At 60.5% G+C, this 17,822-nt stretch carries 18 protein-coding genes and 1 tRNA gene; 8 read left to right on the forward strand and 11 right to left on the reverse strand.

The genetic code is table 11. The features are described from left to right. Positions 1-409: 409 nt before the first annotated feature. The gene (locus ACP7B1_RS16390; protein ID WP_346305990.1) at positions 410-3,631 is read right to left on the reverse strand and encodes a multidrug efflux RND transporter permease subunit; all 3,222 of its coding nucleotides are present in this window, start codon (positions 3,629-3,631) and stop codon (positions 410-412) included. A 38-nt stretch (positions 3,632-3,669) separates the two neighbouring features. Then, on the reverse strand, positions 3,670-4,890 hold the full coding sequence (locus tag ACP7B1_RS16395) for an efflux RND transporter periplasmic adaptor subunit (protein WP_426137118.1): 1,221 nt from the start codon (positions 4,888-4,890) through the stop codon (positions 3,670-3,672). A 168-nt stretch (positions 4,891-5,058) separates the two neighbouring features. Here ACP7B1_RS16395 and ACP7B1_RS16400 point away from each other — a divergent pair, with 168 nt between their 5' ends. Continuing rightward, complete coding sequence (locus tag ACP7B1_RS16400) at positions 5,059-5,640, forward strand: TetR/AcrR family transcriptional regulator (RefSeq protein WP_346305988.1); 582 nt, start codon at positions 5,059-5,061, stop codon at positions 5,638-5,640. 174 nt (positions 5,641-5,814) lie between these two features. On the opposite strand, the gene ACP7B1_RS16405 is transcribed toward ACP7B1_RS16400, so the two are convergent. From ACP7B1_RS16405 to ACP7B1_RS16420, 4 genes are read right to left on the reverse strand one after another with little or no spacing between them, the layout of a single operon-like run. Continuing rightward, a complete protein-coding gene (locus tag ACP7B1_RS16405) occupies positions 5,815-6,936 on the reverse strand; it encodes an ABC transporter permease (RefSeq protein WP_346306544.1) in 1,122 nt (373 codons plus the stop codon). 7 nt (positions 6,937-6,943) lie between these two features. Beyond that, positions 6,944-8,089, reverse strand: a complete 1,146-nt coding sequence (locus ACP7B1_RS16410; RefSeq protein ID WP_346306543.1) for an ABC transporter permease — start codon at positions 8,087-8,089, stop codon at positions 6,944-6,946. Next, positions 8,086-9,858: an ATP-binding cassette domain-containing protein gene (locus tag ACP7B1_RS16415; protein WP_346306542.1), complete on the reverse strand. Its 1,773-nt coding sequence runs from the start codon at positions 9,856-9,858 to the stop codon at positions 8,086-8,088. The genes ACP7B1_RS16410 and ACP7B1_RS16415 overlap by 4 nt, the downstream gene beginning before the upstream one ends. Further along, positions 9,855-10,883, reverse strand: coding sequence for an HlyD family efflux transporter periplasmic adaptor subunit (locus tag ACP7B1_RS16420; RefSeq protein WP_346306541.1), 1,029 nt, complete (start codon positions 10,881-10,883; stop codon positions 9,855-9,857). The genes ACP7B1_RS16415 and ACP7B1_RS16420 overlap by 4 nt, the downstream gene beginning before the upstream one ends. Before the next feature lie 90 nt (positions 10,884-10,973). Between ACP7B1_RS16420 and ACP7B1_RS16425 the strand changes: the two genes are divergently transcribed. Beyond that, complete coding sequence (locus tag ACP7B1_RS16425; protein ID WP_426137119.1) at positions 10,974-11,663, forward strand: CerR family C-terminal domain-containing protein; 690 nt, start codon at positions 10,974-10,976, stop codon at positions 11,661-11,663. A 34-nt stretch (positions 11,664-11,697) separates the two neighbouring features. Here the strand turns inward: ACP7B1_RS16425 and ACP7B1_RS16430 are convergent, their stop codons facing one another. Beyond that, positions 11,698-11,934 carry a helix-turn-helix transcriptional regulator gene (locus tag ACP7B1_RS16430; RefSeq protein WP_346306539.1) on the reverse strand — a complete coding sequence of 79 codons (237 nt, stop codon included), beginning with the start codon at positions 11,932-11,934 and terminating at the stop codon, positions 11,698-11,700. Positions 11,935-12,107: 173 nt separating this feature from the next. Here ACP7B1_RS16430 and ACP7B1_RS16435 point away from each other — a divergent pair, with 173 nt between their 5' ends. From ACP7B1_RS16435 to ACP7B1_RS16445, 3 genes are all read left to right on the forward strand, one after another. Further along, positions 12,108-12,311 (forward strand): hypothetical protein, encoded by a 204-nt coding sequence (locus tag ACP7B1_RS16435; RefSeq protein WP_346306538.1) that lies wholly within the window; start codon positions 12,108-12,110, stop codon positions 12,309-12,311. An 80-nt stretch (positions 12,312-12,391) separates the two neighbouring features. After that, the gene (locus tag ACP7B1_RS16440) at positions 12,392-12,775 is read left to right on the forward strand and encodes a VOC family protein (protein WP_346306537.1); all 384 of its coding nucleotides are present in this window, start codon (positions 12,392-12,394) and stop codon (positions 12,773-12,775) included. A 94-nt stretch (positions 12,776-12,869) separates the two neighbouring features. After that, positions 12,870-13,217, forward strand: a complete 348-nt coding sequence (locus tag ACP7B1_RS16445) for a hypothetical protein (RefSeq protein WP_346306536.1) — start codon at positions 12,870-12,872, stop codon at positions 13,215-13,217. Between the two features lie 54 nt (positions 13,218-13,271). Here ACP7B1_RS16445 and ACP7B1_RS16450 read toward each other — a convergent pair whose 3' ends face one another. After that, the gene (locus ACP7B1_RS16450) at positions 13,272-13,715 is read right to left on the reverse strand and encodes a MarR family winged helix-turn-helix transcriptional regulator (protein ID WP_346306535.1); all 444 of its coding nucleotides are present in this window, start codon (positions 13,713-13,715) and stop codon (positions 13,272-13,274) included. A gap of 86 nt (positions 13,716-13,801) precedes the next feature. On the opposite strand from ACP7B1_RS16450, the gene ACP7B1_RS16455 reads away from it, so the two are divergent. Then, complete coding sequence (locus tag ACP7B1_RS16455) at positions 13,802-14,197, forward strand: ester cyclase (RefSeq protein ID WP_346306534.1); 396 nt, start codon at positions 13,802-13,804, stop codon at positions 14,195-14,197. A gap of 101 nt (positions 14,198-14,298) precedes the next feature. On the opposite strand, the gene ACP7B1_RS16460 is transcribed toward ACP7B1_RS16455, so the two are convergent. Then, positions 14,299-14,390 (reverse strand) — tRNA-Ser (locus ACP7B1_RS16460). A gap of 107 nt (positions 14,391-14,497) precedes the next feature. Here ACP7B1_RS16460 and ACP7B1_RS16465 point away from each other — a divergent pair. After that, positions 14,498-15,079, forward strand: a complete 582-nt coding sequence (locus tag ACP7B1_RS16465; RefSeq protein ID WP_346306533.1) for a hypothetical protein — start codon at positions 14,498-14,500, stop codon at positions 15,077-15,079. Between the two features lie 204 nt (positions 15,080-15,283). On the opposite strand, the gene ACP7B1_RS16470 is transcribed toward ACP7B1_RS16465, so the two are convergent. Together ACP7B1_RS16470 and ACP7B1_RS16475 are read right to left on the reverse strand one after the other, a co-directional pair. Beyond that, complete coding sequence (locus tag ACP7B1_RS16470; RefSeq protein WP_346306532.1) at positions 15,284-15,553, reverse strand: hypothetical protein; 270 nt, start codon at positions 15,551-15,553, stop codon at positions 15,284-15,286. Between the two features lie 73 nt (positions 15,554-15,626). Continuing rightward, entirely contained in the window at positions 15,627-16,298 is a 672-nt protein-coding gene (locus tag ACP7B1_RS16475) for a class I SAM-dependent methyltransferase (protein WP_346306531.1), read from the reverse strand. 804 nt (positions 16,299-17,102) lie between these two features. Here ACP7B1_RS16475 and ACP7B1_RS16480 point away from each other — a divergent pair. Then, positions 17,103-17,771 carry a hypothetical protein gene (locus ACP7B1_RS16480; RefSeq protein ID WP_346306530.1) on the forward strand — a complete coding sequence of 223 codons (669 nt, stop codon included), beginning with the start codon at positions 17,103-17,105 and terminating at the stop codon, positions 17,769-17,771. Positions 17,772-17,822: the final 51 nt, after the last annotated feature.

Consider the following 17,822-nt stretch of genomic DNA (forward strand, 5'->3'; position numbering starts at 1 on the left):
GCTGGCTTCCGCCTGTTTGGGTTTCAATACCAATTTGGCAAAGTCAGCAGCACGGTTGCCGCGATTTCTGTGACCACAAGGAACAAGACCAGAGGGAAGAATCCGTCGCTGATCTTTCTGTTGTCATTGGCTGGTGCAACGCTTGTCAAAGTCTGCTCCTGATTTAAACGACCTCCGCGGAACGCGAAACCCGGTCATGCTCGTCAGTGCCGATAGTCGGCTTGGTCACGCAACTGTAACAGTTTGAAACTTTTTGTCACCCCAAAAAGCACGTTCAGGCCCCAAACGTCTTTGTGAACGGCCCGTCCGGCGGGCCTTTTGCCTGTCAATGCCGAAGAAAACAATGTGGTTTCAGTGACTTGATTCGCGCGGTGCACAGGCGGAAAAACCTGCGCACCGCGCGTGTTTTTTACTCGGCCGGAGCCGGGGCGGGATGAACCATGGCCGAATTGTGGCTTGATTCGCCGTCGAAGTGGCTTCCCTGACTCGCATGCTTGAGCGGCCGGTTGCCGGTCATGGCACGAACGAGCACGTAGAAGACCGGTGTCATGAACAGGCCGAACAGCGTCACGCCGATCATGCCGGAGAACACGGCCACGCCCATGGCGCTGCGCATTTCCGAACCGGCGCCCGTTGACGTGACGAGCGGAACCACGCCCATGATGAAGGCAAGCGAGGTCATCAGGATCGGGCGCAGCCGCAGGCGGCTGGCTTCGATCACCGCCTTGAACGGCGTTGATCCCGCAAACTCCAGTTCCCGCGCGAACTCCACGATCAGGATGGCATTCTTGGCTGAGAGACCCACCAGCACGATCAGCCCGATCTGCGTGAAGACGTTGTTGTCACCGGCGGTCAGCCAGACGCCGAAGAGGGCGGCGAGCAAACCGAGCGGGACGATCATGATGATCGACAGCGGCAGGGACAGGCTTTCGTACTGGGCCGACAGCACCAGGAACACCAGCAGGATCGACAGCGGGAAGATCAGGTAGGCGGAATTGCCGGCGATGATCTCCTGATAGGTAAGCTCCGTCCATTCATAGCCGATGCCGGCCGGGAAGGTCTCGGCGGCGATGCGTTCGACGGCAGCACGCGCCTGCCCGGAAGAGAAGCCCGGCGCCGCGTTGCCGTTCACATCGGCTGCGAGGAAGCCGTTGTAACGCATGGCGCGGTCGGGTCCGGCACTCGACTGCACCTTGAGCAGGGCCGACAGCGGGATCATTTCACCCGAACCCGAGCGGACCTTCAGGTCGCCAATGTCTTCCGCCTTCGCCCGGAAGCCGGAATCGGCCTGCATGCGGACCGAATAGGTCCGCCCGAACTTGTTGAAGTCGTTGACATAGACGGAGCCGAGATAGATCTGCAGCGTGTTGAAGATTTCCGGCAGCGAGACATTGAGCTGGCGTGCCTTGGCACGGTCCACATCGGCGTAAAGCTGGGGAACGTTGATCTGATAGCTGGAGAACAGGCCGATGAGTTCCGGAGCGGCGGCAGCCTTGGCAAGGAACGCCTTGGTGGCGTCGTCCAGTGCCTGATAGCCCAGGCCGTTGCGGTCCTCGATCTGGAACTTGAAGCCGCCGATGGCGCCCAAACCCTGAACAGGGGGAGGCGGGAACACGGCGCTGAACGATTCCTTGATGCCGAACAACTGCATGTTCAGCGCCTTGGCAATCGCTCCGGCACTTAAGTCAGGCGTCTTGCGCTCCTCGAATGGCTTGAGCGAGACGAAGACGATACCGGCATTGGAGCTGTTGGTGAAACCGTTGATCGACAGGCCGGGGAACGCAATGGTGCTCTGCACGCCCGGGATCTTCAGGGCGATGTCACCGATGCGGCGAACGACGGCCTCCGTGCGGTCAAGCGTTGCACCATCCGGCAGCTGGGTGAAGCCGACGAGATACTGCTTGTCCTGCGGCGGCACGAACCCGCCGGGAACACTCTTGAACATGAAGGCCGTCGCACCGATCAGCAGGACATAGATGCCCATCATCACGGTCTTGCGCGAGATGACGGCGGTGACGCCGCGGCTGTAGCCGTTGGCGCCGCGTGTGAACACGGCATTGAACCCGCGGAACAGCCAGCCCAGCGTCTTGTCCATGAACCGCGTCAGCGCATCCTTCGGCTCGTCATGGCCTTTCAGAAGCAGGGCGGCGAGGGCCGGCGACAGGGTCAGCGAGTTGAAGGCGGAGATGACGGTCGAGATGGCAATGGTCAGCGCGAACTGGCGGTAGAACTGTCCGGTCAGGCCGCTGATGAAGGCAAGCGGCACGAAAACTGCAACCAGCACCAGCGCAATGGCGATGATCGGACCCGACACTTCGCGCATCGCCTGAACGGTTGCCGCACGTGGCGCCAGACCGTTTTCGATGTTGCGTTCGACGTTTTCCACCACCACGATCGCGTCATCCACCACGATGCCGATGGCGAGCACGAGGCCGAACAGGCTCAGCGCATTCACCGAGAAGCCGAAGAGGTGCATGACGGCGAACGTACCGATGATCGAGATCGGAACCGCAATCAGCGGGATGATCGAGGCGCGCCATGTCTGCAGGAACAGGATGACCACGAGAACGACGAGCACAACGGCTTCCAGCAGCGTGTGAACAACGGCTTCGATGGAGGCGCGGACGAACTGCGTCGTATCATAAACGATCTCGTAGCTGACGCCTTCCGGCATGGTCAGCTTCATCTCGTCCATGACCGCACGCACCTGATCGGCGATCTGGATGGCGTTGGAGCCCGGTGCCTGGAAAACGGGGATGGCGACGGCCGGCTTGTTGTCGAGCAGGGAGCGCAGCGAATACTGGGCAGCGCCAAGCTCGATACGGGCGATATCGCGCAGATGCGTGATCGCGCCATTGGCGGCGGTCTTGACGATGATCTGACCGAATTCTTCCTCGGTTTGCAACCGGCCCTGCGCGTTCACCGACAATTGCAGGTCAACACCGTTGGGGCTGGGGGAGGCGCCGATGACGCCCGCTGCGGCCTGGACGTTCTGCGCGCGGATTTCATTGAGAACATCCGTTGCCGAAAGACCAAGCTCCGCCGTCTTCTGCGGATCAAGCCATACGCGCATGGAATAATCGCCCGAGCCGAACAGCTGCACGTCGCCGACACCATTGATGCGGGCGAGCCGGTCCTTGATGTTGATCAGCGCGTAGTTGCGCAGATAGGTGATGTCATAGCGGTTGTTGGGCGAAATGAGGTTGACCACCAGCATCAGGTCCGGCGAGCTCTTCACCGTGGTGATGCCGAGGCTGCGCACCTCCTGCGGCAGGCGGGGTTCGGCCTGCGATACACGGTTCTGCACCAGCTGCTGCGCCTTGTCGGGGTCGGTGCCGATGGCGAAAGTCACGGTCAGGGTCATCTGGCCGTCGGTGGTTGCCTGGCTGCCCATGTAGAGCATGCCTTCAACGCCGTTGATCTGTTCCTCGATCGGCGTTGCCACGGTTTCGGCAATGACCTTCGGGTTGGCACCCGGATATTGCGCGCGCACCACGATGGATGGCGGCACGACATCCGGATATTCCGATACCGGCATGGCCGTCAGGGCGATCAGGCCGCCGAGGAAAATCACGAAAGACAGAACGCCCGCGAAGACCGGGCGGTCGATGAAGAAATTGGAGATATTCATGTCACTATCCGCCTGCCCGTTGCGGGGCTTTGATGCGATTACTGTTGTGTCTTGGCTGGATCGGTGGCCAAGGCCTGCAAATTGTGCGCTGCAGCGCCCATGGCGACCATTTCAGGAGCGACGAGCGAGCCGGGACGAATGCGCTGCAAGCCGTTGACGACGATCTTTTCGTCCGGCTGCAGGCCGCTGGTGACGATACGCAGGCCTTCCGCCGGTGCCCCGAGCGAAATCTCGCGGTATTCGACGATGTTCTTGTCGTTGACCACCATGACGAACTTCTTGCTCTGGTCGGTGCCGACAGCCTTTTCATCGACCAGCAGTTCCTGCTTTTCGTTGGCCGTGCCCATGCGCAGCTTGGCAAACTGGCCCGGCATGAACTTGCCGTCCGCATTGTCAAACACCGCCCGTACCTTGACCGTGCCGCTGGCGACATCGACGCTGTTGTTGATCAGCTGCAGCTTGCCCTTCACGTCACTCTGGCCGTAAACGTCCATCACGACGGGGATGCGGTCGGAGAAATCGCGGCTGTTGAGACCCTGCGGCAGGTCGGCGAGGGCCTGTGCCACGGTGTTCTCATTGGCCTCGAAGCTGGCATAGATCGGGCTGATCGAGACGATGGTGGTCAGCAGCGGCGAGCTGGGACCGGAGGCGATCAGATTGCCGGCGGTGATTTCGATGCGGCCGACGCGGCCGCTGATGGGCGCACGGATTTCCGTGTAATCGAGATTGAGCATGGCGGTCTTGAGCCCGGCCTGTGCCGCTTCGAGATCGGCCTGTGCGCCGCTCTGGACGTTGATGCGCTGGTCATAGTCGCTCTGGGACACCGTGCGCGAATCGATCAGGCGCTTGCCGCGTTCCAGTTCGTTCTTGGCGAGGGACAGTTTCGATTCGGCGGCGCTGACGGCGGCCTTTGCCCGCGCGACCTCGGCTTCATAGGGAGCCGGATCGATCTTGACGAGGAGGTCGCCCTGCTTGACCAGCGCACCTTCCTTGAAGGCGACGGACTGGATGGCCCCGGCGACGCGCGAACGAAGGTCGACATGGTCGATGGCTTCGAGGCGGCCGGAGAACTCGCTCCACCGGGTGATGAGCTTCGGTTGGACGACAGCGACGGAAACGGGCGTTGCCACGGGCGCGGCCTGCTTGCTGGTTTCGGCATGGCTCTTGCCAAGATCGAACAGTTGGGTCGAACCCACGGCTGCCAGCGCCACAATAAAGCCGCCGACATAGAGTGATCTTTTGTAAGTGCTGATTGACATCGTGGTCATCCTGCTTTGAAAGTTGTATCGCCATTGGGAGTGGCTAAACGAAATTGGATCGTTGACGATCGATACCGATCGGTATAAAACGAGATATAAGGCTGCGGTACGGTGGCTGTCAATTGGATTTTATACCGAGCGGTATATTTCTTCTAGGGAGTCTTGTCCATGGGACGGCCGAGGGAATTTGATGCCGATGAGGCACTGCAGACTGCGCTCGAACTTTTTTGGCGCAAGGGCTACGAGGGCACATCCATCACTGACCTGACGGACGGCATGGGTATCACCAAGCCAAGCCTTTACGGCGCCTTCGGCAACAAGGAAGAACTGTTCCGCATGGCGCTGGAGCGCTATGAGCAGAATTACATGGCGTTTTTCTGGAAAGCGCTGGAGCAGCCGGACGCACGCACCGTCGCCATGGATATTCTGCACGGCTTTGCCGATGCGCAGACCTGCGACTGCAATCCTTCGGGGTGTATGGGAATCAATGCGGCCATGGGCTGCAGCGATGCCGCCGCCGCCATCCAGAAAACCATCATCGAAAAGCGCAATATGGGCCAGAAGGCACTGGCGCGGCGTTTTGCCCGGGCGAAACGCGAGGGTGACCTGAAAACCGAGTGCGATGCGGAAGATATCGCCCGGTTTATCATGACCGTATCCCAGGGTACCGCGGTACAGGCATCGAGCGGAACCGCGCGGGAAGAGCTTTACAGGCTGATCGATATCGCCATGCGCTGCTGGCCGGGCTGATCACGGACGACTGGCATTCCCTTCAGTGCGTGGTTCGACAAGCTCACCATGAGGGAGGGAGTAGATTGCAAGGAGCCATATTCTGCGACATATCCGATTGGCTTTGTCATCAACAACATCCCTCATGGTGAGCTTGTCGAACCACGCACCACGCAATCAGGTCGTCCAGGATTTTCACACCAGCCGGTGACGGAACAGCCAGGATGAAACCGGCAGTGTCACCACGGAAATGCCGATGAGCGCCAGCATTTCCGGCAGGAGCTGGCGAATGCCCGCGCCTTCCAGATAGACCTGGTGCGTGATGCTGATGGCATAGCGCAGCGGATTGATCAGTGTGAAATATTGCAGGATATCCGGCATGTTGCCGATGGGCGCCGTCAGGCCTGACAGCAGCATGAACGGCATCAAGAGCACGAAGGAAAAGATCATCGCCTGCTGCATGTTCGCGGCCAGCGACGACAGGAAAAGCCCGATGCCGACCGCCGCCGCCAGAAACAGGATCAATCCCATATAAAGAATGAGGTAGGACCCGGCGAAGGGGATCTGGAACCACAGCTGCGCGACGAGCAGGATGAGCGTTGCCTGCGTGGTGCCCACCATCATCGACGGCAGGGCCTTGCCCACCATGATTTCGGAGGGGCGGAAGGGCGTGACCAGCAGCTGGTCGAGCGTTCCCGCCTCCCGCTCGCGAGCCACGGACATGGCCGTCAGCATCATCGTCATCATCATGGTGATGGTGCCGATCAGTGACGGGATCATGTTCCAGCGCGTCTCCAGGCTCGGGTTGTACCAGGCGCGTGTCGTCACCGTGATTCCGGTATTGGCGGCCTGGTCGTTCTCGGCACGCCAGCGATGGGTGAAATCCGTCACGATGGCGCTGACATACCCCTGTGCCGTGCCCGCCGTATTGGAATTGCGCCCGTCGGCGATAACCTGCAACTGGGCAGGCTTTCCGGCCATCAGGTTCTTTTCAAAGTCCTGGTCGATGACCAGCACCAATAGAACGCGCCTGTTGTTGATGTAACCGGCGATATCGCCTGTCCGCTGCAGAGTGGCGATACGGGTGAACGTCGCGGAACCGTCAAACCGTGCGGCCAGCGCCATCGAGGCGGCGCTGTGATCGTGATCGAGAAGGGCGTAGGGCACGTTGTTGAGGTCGTAGCTCGCGGCATAGCCGAAGACCAGGCATTGCATGATCGGCGGCACCACCAGTACGATGCGGCTCTTGGGGTCCTTCAGCATTGCCAGCAGTTCCTTGCGGATAAGGGCGATGATGCGGAAGAGCGACTGGATCATGACGGCTTCACCCGAGTTTCTTGCGCGTTGCCCGCACGGAAGCGGCCATCAGCACCGTTGCCATCACCGCGAGCACCGCGGCATTGGGCAGGATCACTCCCCAGATATCGCCGGCGAGAAACAGGGTCTGCAGCACGCTGACGAAATAGCGGCCGGGGAAAATATAGGTGATGAACTGGATGACGAGCGGCATGCTGCGGATGTCGAACATGAAGCCGGACAGCATCATCGCGGGCAGGAAGGTGACGACGAGGGTGACCTGACTGGCAACGAACTGGCTCTTGGTGACCGATGAAATCAGCAGGCCGATGCCGAGCGCCACGATCAGATAGAGCATCGAGACGATGACGAGTATCCACAGCGAGCCGCGCAGCGGCACATGGAACAGGATCTGGCTGCCGACAACGGACAATGCCAGCCCGAGCATGCCGAGAACGAAATAGGGAATGATCTTGCCGAGCAGGATTTCAACCGGCCGCACCGGCGTAACGAACAGGGCCTCGAAGGTGCCGCGCTCCCATTCCCGCGCCATGACGAGCGCGGTCAGGAGTGCGCCGATCAGCGTCATGACCAGCACGATCAGCCCCGGCACGAGGAAATAGCTGCTTTCATTGGCCTCGTTGAACCAGAGCCGCGTCTGTATCTCCACGGAAGCGCCATTGCTTGTGATCCTGCCTTCGGCCGCCTGCCGCGCCAGCCACGTGGCAACGGCGCCTTGCGCATAGGCCAGCGAAATGCGCGCCGTATTGGCATCGGTGCCGTTGACGACGATCTGGATATCGCCATTGCCCAGCGCAACGTTTCGGGCAAATTGCGGCGGAATGCGCACGATGCCGCTGACGGTCTTGTCCTTGAGCAGCCGCTCGGCCTCCGCCATGGTCTTGACCGGATGGGTCTGGAAATAGTCCGAAAGCTCGAAACCCGACACCGCGCCGCGCGCTTCGGCGGAATTCTCTTCCATCACGAGGGCGACCGGCAGGTTCTTCAGATCGAACGACAGGCCGTAGCCGAACAGGATCAGCAGCATCATCGGCATGACGATGCCGACGGCGATGCTGCTGGGATCGCGGATCACCTGCCAGGATTCCTTGCGCACCAGCGCCAGGATGCGCCGCAGGCTGCCATGATGCTGGATCGGGACGGGTGTGCTCATGCGGCCTTGCCCCTTGTTTCGGCGGCGCTGCGCGATTCCTCGACAATGGCGATGAATGCATCCTCCATGTTCGGCTCGCGCCCGTCCTGCGGTTTGGCATGGCCACGGATGTCGGCGGGCGTTCCCTCGGCGAGATTGCGCCCGGCATCCATGATCATGATCCGGTCGCAATATTCCGCTTCTTCCATGAAATGCGTGGTGACGATGACCGTTACACCCTGTTCCGACAGCGCGGTGATGCGTCCCCAGAATTCGCGCCGGGCGAGGGGATCGGCGCCGCTCGTCGCCTCGTCGAGGAACAGGATATCCGGTTCGTGCAACAGCGCGGCGGCCATGGCCAGGCGCTGCTTGAACCCGCCGGGCAGCTGGCCGCTCGGCAGCGTCGCCAGTTCACCGAGTTCAAACTGCTGCTTCGACCAGTCGATGCGTTCGCGTTTTTTGGCACCGCGCAGGCCATAGGCGCTGGCGAAGAAATCCAGGTTTTCGTCCACCGAGAGGTCGCCATAGAGCGAGAATTTCTGCGCGACATAGCCCAGATTCTGCCGCGCCTCCGCGCGCGCCGTGCGCAAATCCGCACCAGCAACCCGCAATGTTCCGCTGGTTGCGGGAATCAGCCCGCACAGCATGCGGAATGTGGTGCTCTTGCCCGCGCCGTTCGGGCCGAGCAGCCCATAAATCTCGCCGCGCTTCACCAGGAAACTGACATGGTTCACCGCGGCGAAATCCCCGAACATGCGCACGAGGTCATGCACCTCCACGGAAATCTCGTCCTTGCGTGCCGCGTCTGCCGCGCGCTGCAGCTCCAGGCTGCTGGAATGGCCTTCGCCCGCCACGGCGCTGAACAGCACCATGAAGCCGTCCTCGAAACGCGGCGGCGTTGCTGTCAGCGCCACCGGCCGGCCGTCGACGCTGAGTTTGCCGTTGAAACCCGGTTGCCGGACGATGCGCACCTTGCCTGCTTCCGGCACCGCATCCACCACGCCGTCATGACGGAACAGCCGCGCCTGCAGCGAGCGGGCATTCATGCCGTCCTGCGGCTTGGCGATGAACACATTGCCTTTCGCGCGGGCGGTGATCTCGTCGGGCTTGCCCTGCGCCAGCACCTTGCCCAGATGCATGACGACCGCATGGTCGCAGAACTCGGCCTCGTCGAGATAGGAGGTGCTGACGACGACCGTCAGGCCGTCTTCGCGCACCAGTTTCAGCACGATCTGCCACAGTTCCCGCCGCGACAGCGGATCGACGCCGACGGTCGGCTCATCGAGCAGCAGCAATTCCGGCGAGCGCACCAGCGTGCAGGCAAGACCGAGCTTCTGCTTCATGCCGCCGGAGAGCTTTCCCGCCAGCCGTTCGGTGAAGCGGCCAAGATTGGTCATGTCCATCAGCCGCGGATAAATCTCGCGGCGCTGGTCCGGGGTGATGCCATGCAGGTCCGCATAAAGATCGAGATTTTGCTGGACGCTCAGATCCTCATAAAGACCGAATTTCTGCGGCATGTAGCCGATGCGGTTCTGCACCGCCTGCGGATCGGCCGCGACATCGATGCCGAGCACCTTGAGTTCGCCGCTCTCGGCCGCCATCAGCCCGGCCATCAGCCGCAGGATCGTCGTCTTGCCCGCGCCGTCTGGCCCGACAAGGGCGGTCACCGTCCCGTGGCGCGCCTCAAACGAGACATCGTCGAGCGCCTTGACCGTTTCGCCGGTATCGCGGTGGAACGTCTTGTGGATGGACCGCGCCGTGACGGGGGAGGCTGGCGCGGCGGCGGTCATGGTTTTGTGTCCGCCATTGGCGCAATCGCGTGCGGCGCGGCATCCGGCTGCAACGTGACGGTGGCCGGCATGCCGAGCCGCAGCACATCCTTCTGGTCCTCGACAAAGACGCGCACCTCATAGACGAGGCTGGTGCGCAGGTCCGTCGTCTCCACGGTTTTCGGGGTGAACTCTGCTACCGGCGAGATAAAGCCGACCCAGCCGTCCAGCGGCTGATCGGGAAAACTGTCGGTGGTGATCCTGGCCCGCATGCCGGGGCGCAGATGGCCGAGATTGGTTTCGGAGACATAGGCGCGCACCCATTTCGTGCCGCGCGTTGCCAGCGAAAACACCGGCTTGCTGGGCGCTGCAATCTCGCCCGGTTCCATCAGCCGCGAGCGCACGACGCCATCAAACGGCGCAAAAAGCTGTGCATCGGCAAGCTGCTGGCGCATGAGCGCCAGTTGCGCCTCGCTGCCGCGCAACTGCGCCTCGCTCTGGCTGATTTCCTCAACACGCGGCCCGGCGATGGCAAGCGCCAGCGCACTTTGCGCCACGTCCACCTTGGCGTCGGCAACCGCTGCCGCCGCGCGCGCCGTATCAAGGTCCTGCTTGCTGGCGGTGGCATTGGCGGTCAGCACGCTTTGGCGCTCGAATTGCGCCTTGGCGTTCAGCGCGTCGGCCTGTGCCGACACCAGATTGGCGCGCGCCTGGGCAATTTCCTCAGGCCGGCTGCCGTTTTTCAGCTGGAGCAGGGCGGCCTGCTGGGCGGCGACGGTTGCCTCCGCCTGCTGCACCTGCGGGGCAAGGCGGCTGGTATCGAGCCGCGCCAGCACCTGGCCCTTGCCCACCACATCGCCTTCTTCCGCCAGCACCTCGGCAATCCGCTCCGACCCGTTGAAGGCAAGCGATGCCTGCCGCAGATCGACATTGCCATACAGCGTCAGCGCATCGTTCGCCGATGACGGGCGATAGTACCACCAGGCTCCGCCGGCGAGGGCGGCGATAAGGATCAGCGGAATGAGAATGCGAAGAATTTTGCTCATGCGCCATCATACAGGCCGTATGCGCATTATGTCAAATTTGAATTTCAATTTGAACTTTTAATCCTTTCAAATCTGGGTTACTGTACGGGCATGATACGCAAAACACCTCGAAAACTTCCCGGACGGCGCGAGGACGGCGCTTCGACCAAGGCCCAGATTCTGGAAGCGGCAGGCGAAATCTTTGCCGAAAAGGGCTTTGACCGCGCCACGGGCAAGGAGATCGCCGAACGGGCCGGGAGCAATTCGGCCGCGGTGAATTATTATTATGGCGGCATTGAAGGGCTCTATGCCGCGGTGCTGGTCGAGGCGCACCGGCGGCTGCTGACCTATGACCGGCTGGTGGCGCTGGCGCAGGGACCGGGGGCTTCCATCGACAAGCTGAAAATCCTCATCGGACTGATTGCCGCGGCAATCATCGCCCCGGCTTCATCCACATGGGTGCTGCGGGTATTGAGCCGCGAGATTCTCGCGCCATCCCAGGCCTTTCCCGTGCTGTTGAATCAGGAGGTGCTGCCGAAGAAACAGGTGGTAACCGGGCTCGTTGCCGATATTCTGGGGGTGCCCGCCGACCATCCGGCGGTGGGGCGGTGTTTGCTCAATATGGTCTCGCCCTTTGCCATGCTGCTGCTCGGCAACCGCCAATTGCTGTCGCAGGTTCTGCCCGATCTCTTCGCACCGGCGCCCGGTGCGCAGGAAACCATCATCGCCCATTTCCAGCGCTTTGCCCTTGCGGGATTGGAGGCGACAGCGGCGGAGTTGAAGCGGGAAGCCGGGGCCTAGCGTCTGTTTCTTGCTGGAAGCGCGGCAGGCCGGATCATTCTTTCATCCGCAGTCTCACCCCTGGACCACCATTCACCGTTTCACCATCCGCCTCAAAGATAACCCCCGCTGTTTCCAGAGCCGCTGCGATAGCCATGATGGTCGCAGGTTTCAGCCTCTCACCACGTTCCAATCGGGCGATTGTATCCGTCGATACGCGGGCAAGCGCTGCCAGATCACGCACCCCAAGTCCCAAAGCCGCACGCGCCATTTTGCACTGTAAATCGATCATTTTCGCTACACGGTTACGATTTTTGTTGACACCAATCCTGGTGAGGCACTATCGTCTCACTGTTGCGATTTTTACGCCGGTGAAACAGTGATGCCCAGCCTTATTGTTTTGGTGCCTATTATGTTTGTCTGAAACATTTTTAGATTAATTTTCAACCCTATTGAGGCCCTATCATGAGCCATGAATCAAGCAAAATCATTGATGCTCAGAACCGTCTGACTGAAGTGAAATATCTTGTCGAAGTGCGGTTCATGGCCGCTGCCAATATCGGCAATGAGCGGCAGCAATCGGCAATCCAATATGTCTGCGACATCGCCGACGAGCGTCTGGTTGTCGTCAAGGCTTTGCTCGACGGGGCGAACACGAACGCTGCTTAAAGTCGTAGTTGGACCGTTGCCACAGCATTCCGCCTCGGATATCCCGATCAAAACCTATCCCGCAGAAGAGACCGGTCCCCATGCACGCGACATCCCACCCCATTGCCGCGGTTCTGGTTCATGTCGGCGATGTCGAAGCGGGGCTTGCATGGTATCAACGCGCTTTTCCTGAGGCTGTCCGCACGCGGCTCGATGAATTTGATTTCGAGTTCCTGCAGCTCGGCTGCGTCTGCCTTGAAATCGTGCCTGCAGACGCGCAAGTGGGCTCCGGGCCCTTCGGCTCCGTTGTCTATTGGGCCGTGGACGATTTTAACGCGGCTCTGGCGCATGTGGAAAAACTGGGCGCCACGCTCTATCGCGGGCCGCTGGCGATACAGGATGGTCTTGCCATGTGTCAGGTGCGCGATCCCTGGGGCAACTGCATCGGTTTGCGGGGTCCCCGGCCTGCGGCGATATCCGGATAAGGCGCGCTGCGGGCGAGGTGAAAGCAATACCGTTCATACTCTGTTCATCCTTGAAGGCGCACCTATCCCCGGTATGAATCGATAGGAGTGACTAATGAAAAATCTTGTTTCGCTGTTTACCGCCGGCTTGCTGGCGGTTCTCGTTGGATTGACCTCGGTCGTTTCTTCGAATGCGGCACCGGTATCGGCCCAGAAGGCGCCGGTCGTATCCAATGTCGAGCAGGTGCAGTACGTTGAGCGGCGCCGCCACGACAATCGCCGTTGGGATCGCCGCGATGACCGTCGCTGGGATCGCCGTGACGATCGCCGCCGCCCGCACTACAACAACCGCGATTATCGTCCGGGATACTGGAAGAATCATCGGGGCTACCGTGAACATCGCCGCGGCTATCGCCGTCACAGCGATGGCTACTGGTATCCGCTGGGTGTTTTCCGTCTCTGATTCCCATCAGAACGCTTGAATGCAGAAAGGGCGGCTCGCGAGAGCCGCCTTTTTCTATGGCCGGCTGCTCTCCAGTGCCGCGCCGAGAGTGGCCAGCAGATCCCTCGACGCGGCGATATCCTCAAGCCGCATCCCGGCGGACAGCGCATTCACCCATTCGGCCTGGCGCCGCATCAGCGCCGCATAGGACGCAGCCCCCTCAGACGTCGGGCTGAGCAGGCTGGCGCGGCGGTGCCGCGGGTTCGGGCCGTAGGCCGCAAGCCCGTCATGCACCAGCTCATCGGCCAGCCGCTGCACGCTCTGGCGTGTCTGGGCGAGGTGGCGGGCGACATCCGCCACGGTTGCGGCCTCCTGAACGATCGCGCCCATGACCTGCCAGCGCGCGGCGGTCAATCCGAACGGCGCACTCAGCCGGTTGCCGGCCTCGGTCAGGCGGCCGGCGGTTTGCAGGATGTCCCAAACGAGCCGGCTCAATTCTTCGCCCTGAGGGGTGCGCATGATGATCTCCCGAATTTCCAGCGGTATATTGACAGTATGTTGTCAAAATGCAAAATTGACAGCATATTGTCAATTTGAGGTATAGCATGACCCCGTCTGAACTTGTCAAAGGCCTGTATGAGGATTGTCTCAATCCGCGCCTGCTCGAGCGGCTTCCGGAGTATCTGTCGGAGGGTTTCGTCGGCGCGGGCGGCGAGCAGGGGCCGCAAGGCTTCCGGCAGACCGTCGAACGGATGATCACGGCGTTTCCCGGCCTGCGGTTTGAGCTGGAAGACCTGTTTGCGGCGGGAGACAGGGTCTGCGTGCGCTGGCGCTTCGAGGCGGCGCATCTGGGACCGCTGTCGGGTATCGCGCCCACCGGCAGGACCGCGGTTCAGCAGGGAATCGCCATCTATCAGGCGCAGGATGGCAAGCTGATCCGGGCATGGCTGCAAGTCGACCGTCTGGGGGTCCTGCAGCAGATCGGGGCGGTAACGCTCTGACGGAAAGGGGCGTGCCAGACAGACCGGGACATGCACGGCAACCGGCGATGTCCGAGTGTCTGCACTGCGGGATAACTGTCTTGGAGGGCAAGCGTGGAAAATGGCGGAGAGGAAGGGATTCGAACCCTCGAGACCGTTTAACGGGCCTACTCCCTTAGCAGGGGAGCGCCTTCGACCACTCGGCCACCTCTCCAAGGACGCTGACTAAAGAGGAAACCCTTTGTTGGCAAGGCCTTTGTGCAAGTTTTCTGATTTTTCTATTTTGCAGTTCCGAGCCGTGGAAAACGGAACGAAGCGGTCATGGTCAGACACAAACCGCACAAAATTGGCGCAAGCAAATCACCGTTTGTTCTTGCGGGTTTTGCCGGAAAACACCCGGTTTGCCACCTCCCGGTCGGCATCGCCGTGGATATGGGTGTCGAGCAGCAGCCCCCGGCTTGTGGAGCCGCCCGAATTGGTGGCTGGTCAGTTTTGGCGGCCCGAATCCTTGATGGCTTTGTTAAGCGGCTTCGCAATCGAATGCCTGCTGGCATACCCAAACACGAGACGCGGATGTCGATCACTGATGCTGGCAAGATCGACCGTCTAAAGCGGCTCAGCGATCTCGTAACCAGACAGGACCGCGACCTACTTGCTGTATTTCTCGCAGATATTCTTCCTATGAGGATCTCCGTATTCCTCGCAATTATAGCCGCACTGATAGTCGCCGCGGCCATTGACCTGGATTTCGTTCATCTTCTCTTTCGCAGAATCCAGGCAGTACGACACGGACGTGAAATGCGGCGTTACGACGAATTTTGTTCGGTCGGTTCGATCCGGGTAAACAATGGCAGACCACCCGGCAGGGCGGTCATCACAACCAGCCAGCAAGAGAAGAGTTAGGAATAGTAGAATTCTCAATATAGCGTTTCCAGTTCCTGTTGATCTTCATTGAGAATTTAACCGTCACTCATTTATGTTCTGGGTCCGGGGAGCCGTCAAAGTTTTTCTCATCCTCTAAAGCATTTCTTCCATGCGGATGGGACTTTGGAAGACACGCGGCCAGCTTTCGCGAGCAGGGGGGCGGCAAGAGGGTCTGGAAGGTTTTTACAGAAAACCAAACTGCCGGCACTTGCTGAGAAAGCTTTTCACCGGCTCGGCGTTCATTGCCGGGTCACGTGCAAAATTCTCGCAGACGGTGCGAACCTTCTCGGTTTCTCCCACTTTTGCTCCGGCGGCGTCATAAAATGCGTTCTCGGCATCCCGCATTGGCTGCGTTTGTTCGTTCTGCTGCCTGTATGCGGCGTTGTACGTTGCCGCATAAAAGGCACCTCCGGCAACAAGCACGATACACGCAGCAATAGTCAGGTACTTCATCTGGTTGCCCTTTGTTCTCCCGTCCCGGTGCAGCCTATCCGATCCGGGAATGGCGCGCCATGCGCGATACGCATCAGGCATAGGCGACCCAGCCCCGAAAGCTGAAAGCCGCATAAAACAGCTCGACGCGCGCAAAACCCGCCTCGATCAGGATTGCTTCGTCCTGCTCGGGCGCAAGAATGTGGGTTTTTGTGTCGACAGCCCGCTGCATGCTCGCTGCCTTTTCAGGATCAAGCCCGGCCGCGACCGCAAAGGCGGCGTAGCGCGATAGCCATGTTGCACGCGCGCCGTCGCCTTGCGGGAAACTGAGATGGGCGGTGACGAACGGCGCGCCGGGCTTGAGGCGGCGCCTGACTTCGGCTGCCGTACGCCGCCGCTCATTCATATCCATGAAATGCTGGGTCAGCAGGCACGTCGCCGCATCGTAGGGGCCGTCAGGCGCATCGCCGATATAGCCCTGCTGCAGCCGCGCCCGCGCGGCCAGCGGCCCCAGCGTCCGTTCGGCCAGATGGAGCATCTCGGCGGACGGATCAATGCCGTCGAAGATCCAGCCCGGATGGGCCTGCGCAAACATCTTTAATTCCAGCCCGCCGCCAGCGCCAAGAACCAGCACCCGGGCATCGTCAGGGGCGCGTTCGGCCAGCAGAAGCGTGGTCATGCGCTGCATGGCATCAAAGCCGGGCACGAAACGGGTTGGTCCGTCGGCATAGCGCGCCACGGCCTGCGGATCGGAAAATGGGGTCATTGCGCTTGCGCCTCCCGCGGGTATGGCATCGGTTTGAACATCCGCCGGGCAGGGAACTGTGCTCGGCAACCGGTTTGCAGATTTCATGACACTTTATATGTTACGTGATATGGCGAAATCAAGACCTGGAGCCATTCTGCCGGCGGGCCGGCACCGTCGCTCTGCCGATGCGCCGGCAGAAACCGCTTTGTCAGTTGACGGCCCGCCACTGGCTGCATCAGTGCCTGCGCATCGTTCCGATGCCTGAGGGGTAAAGTGCGGCGCAGCACAGCCCATGTATTATCGGACGCGTGGAATAATTTTTTCTTGGCAGTTTTACTGACACAGGAACGCAATTCTTGCCTGTATCTTGTTTTGCCCTCTTGTCTTGTGATTTTTTTTGAGAGACGTAATATATGCGCTGATTCACGGTGATTTTGAACATGTCGAGGTTGGGTATACTTGACTGACGCTGTTGCAAAGCCGGAAATGAGGCCCGGCAGGGGGGGATCATCGGGGGATGAATTGCCGAGCCTCACGTTGCCCGAAGGTGACAACGTGCGCTTGATACCATCAGAAGCTGAGGGGGAGATTATCCCAACCTGAAGCGAAACTGAGGGAATCACAGTGATGAGTCAAAAGGCCTGGACCCGGCGCCATGCGCGGGGTCCAGGCTTTTTCCGGGGTGGCAGACACTGCCAAACCATTCAAGCCCCACGCATTTTCCAGAACAAAATGCCTATGTTTAATTTTGTGTTTCTTCTTCCCGCGTTTTTTGTATCGTGTGCGCCAGACTCGTCTTATTCAGGAACCATGAGGGCAGAGATGAAATCTTGGCGTTCGGTTGGTGTTGGAGCGCTGGTCAGCGCGGCAGTTCTCGGGTTTTCTTCCGGTCAGGCAATGGCCGCCAGCAAGGCCCATCCCTTCATATATTTTGCCACGACGGATCCTTTCCTGCAGCCCGGAGAGGCGCCGACGCGCAATGATGTCACGCTGCTGGGCGGACCATTCGCACGCGATACCGCGGGCAGCGCCATCCATCTTTTCAATGTGGACTACACCAAGAACTATCTGGTCGGCGTCACCTATGGGCGCGATGTCTACAATCTCGGATCAGGATTTCAACTTGGCGGCGTCGTCGGTGTCGCGTTGCGGTTCGGTGAGGACGACGACACATCAGGCGAGATCTGGACCGGCGTCCGGCTGCGCCACCAGGGTCTCGTTATCGGCAATGTCGTGATCTCCCCGGCATTCACGGCCGGCTTCAGCGCGGTAACCGGCGAGACCCAGATCGAGAAGGAACGCGAACTGCGCTATAATGGCGATGCTTCCTTCCTTGGCTTTCTCGGGCCGGAACTTTCATTTCGCTGGGGCGGCGCGCCCAACCTTGAAGTGACGTGGCAATTGCATCACCGCTCCGGTGCCGGCGAAACCTTCGGCAATATGGGGGAAGGTTCAAACGCCAATACGATCGGTATCCGTTATCGCTTCTGAGGCCGTTTGCCGATCGGGCGCGGTGCAGGCTGCGAACGCTCCGGCCTCTGA

This window comes from Phyllobacterium sp. SL163 (assembly GCF_049896885.1).
GTDB classification, from domain to species: Bacteria; Pseudomonadota; Alphaproteobacteria; order Rhizobiales; family Rhizobiaceae; genus Phyllobacterium; species Phyllobacterium calauticae.

Excerpts from the sequence above, each read along its gene's own strand:
- ACP7B1_RS16390 (WP_346305990.1), bottom strand. The coding sequence starts at position 3,631 with ATGAATATCTCCAATTTCTTCATCGACCGCCCGGTCTTCGCGGGCGTT.
- ACP7B1_RS16395 (WP_426137118.1), bottom strand. The coding sequence starts at position 4,890 with ATGTCAATCAGCACTTACAAAAGATCACTCTATGTCGGCGGCTTTATT.
- ACP7B1_RS16400 (WP_346305988.1), top strand. The coding sequence starts at position 5,059 with ATGGGACGGCCGAGGGAATTTGATGCCGATGAGGCACTGCAGACTGCG.
- ACP7B1_RS16405 (WP_346306544.1), bottom strand. The coding sequence starts at position 6,936 with ATGATCCAGTCGCTCTTCCGCATCATCGCCCTTATCCGCAAGGAACTG.
- ACP7B1_RS16410 (WP_346306543.1), bottom strand. The coding sequence starts at position 8,089 with ATGAGCACACCCGTCCCGATCCAGCATCATGGCAGCCTGCGGCGCATC.
- ACP7B1_RS16415 (WP_346306542.1), bottom strand. The coding sequence starts at position 9,858 with ATGACCGCCGCCGCGCCAGCCTCCCCCGTCACGGCGCGGTCCATCCAC.
- ACP7B1_RS16420 (WP_346306541.1), bottom strand. The coding sequence starts at position 10,883 with ATGAGCAAAATTCTTCGCATTCTCATTCCGCTGATCCTTATCGCCGCC.
- ACP7B1_RS16425 (WP_426137119.1), top strand. The coding sequence starts at position 10,974 with ATGATACGCAAAACACCTCGAAAACTTCCCGGACGGCGCGAGGACGGC.
- ACP7B1_RS16430 (WP_346306539.1), bottom strand. The coding sequence starts at position 11,934 with ATGATCGATTTACAGTGCAAAATGGCGCGTGCGGCTTTGGGACTTGGG.
- ACP7B1_RS16435 (WP_346306538.1), top strand. The coding sequence starts at position 12,108 with ATGAGCCATGAATCAAGCAAAATCATTGATGCTCAGAACCGTCTGACT.
- ACP7B1_RS16440 (WP_346306537.1), top strand. The coding sequence starts at position 12,392 with ATGCACGCGACATCCCACCCCATTGCCGCGGTTCTGGTTCATGTCGGC.
- ACP7B1_RS16445 (WP_346306536.1), top strand. The coding sequence starts at position 12,870 with ATGAAAAATCTTGTTTCGCTGTTTACCGCCGGCTTGCTGGCGGTTCTC.
- ACP7B1_RS16450 (WP_346306535.1), bottom strand. The coding sequence starts at position 13,715 with ATGCGCACCCCTCAGGGCGAAGAATTGAGCCGGCTCGTTTGGGACATC.
- ACP7B1_RS16455 (WP_346306534.1), top strand. The coding sequence starts at position 13,802 with ATGACCCCGTCTGAACTTGTCAAAGGCCTGTATGAGGATTGTCTCAAT.
- ACP7B1_RS16465 (WP_346306533.1), top strand. The coding sequence starts at position 14,498 with ATGGTCAGACACAAACCGCACAAAATTGGCGCAAGCAAATCACCGTTT.
- ACP7B1_RS16470 (WP_346306532.1), bottom strand. The coding sequence starts at position 15,553 with ATGAAGTACCTGACTATTGCTGCGTGTATCGTGCTTGTTGCCGGAGGT.
- ACP7B1_RS16475 (WP_346306531.1), bottom strand. The coding sequence starts at position 16,298 with ATGACCCCATTTTCCGATCCGCAGGCCGTGGCGCGCTATGCCGACGGA.
- ACP7B1_RS16480 (WP_346306530.1), top strand. The coding sequence starts at position 17,103 with ATGAAATCTTGGCGTTCGGTTGGTGTTGGAGCGCTGGTCAGCGCGGCA.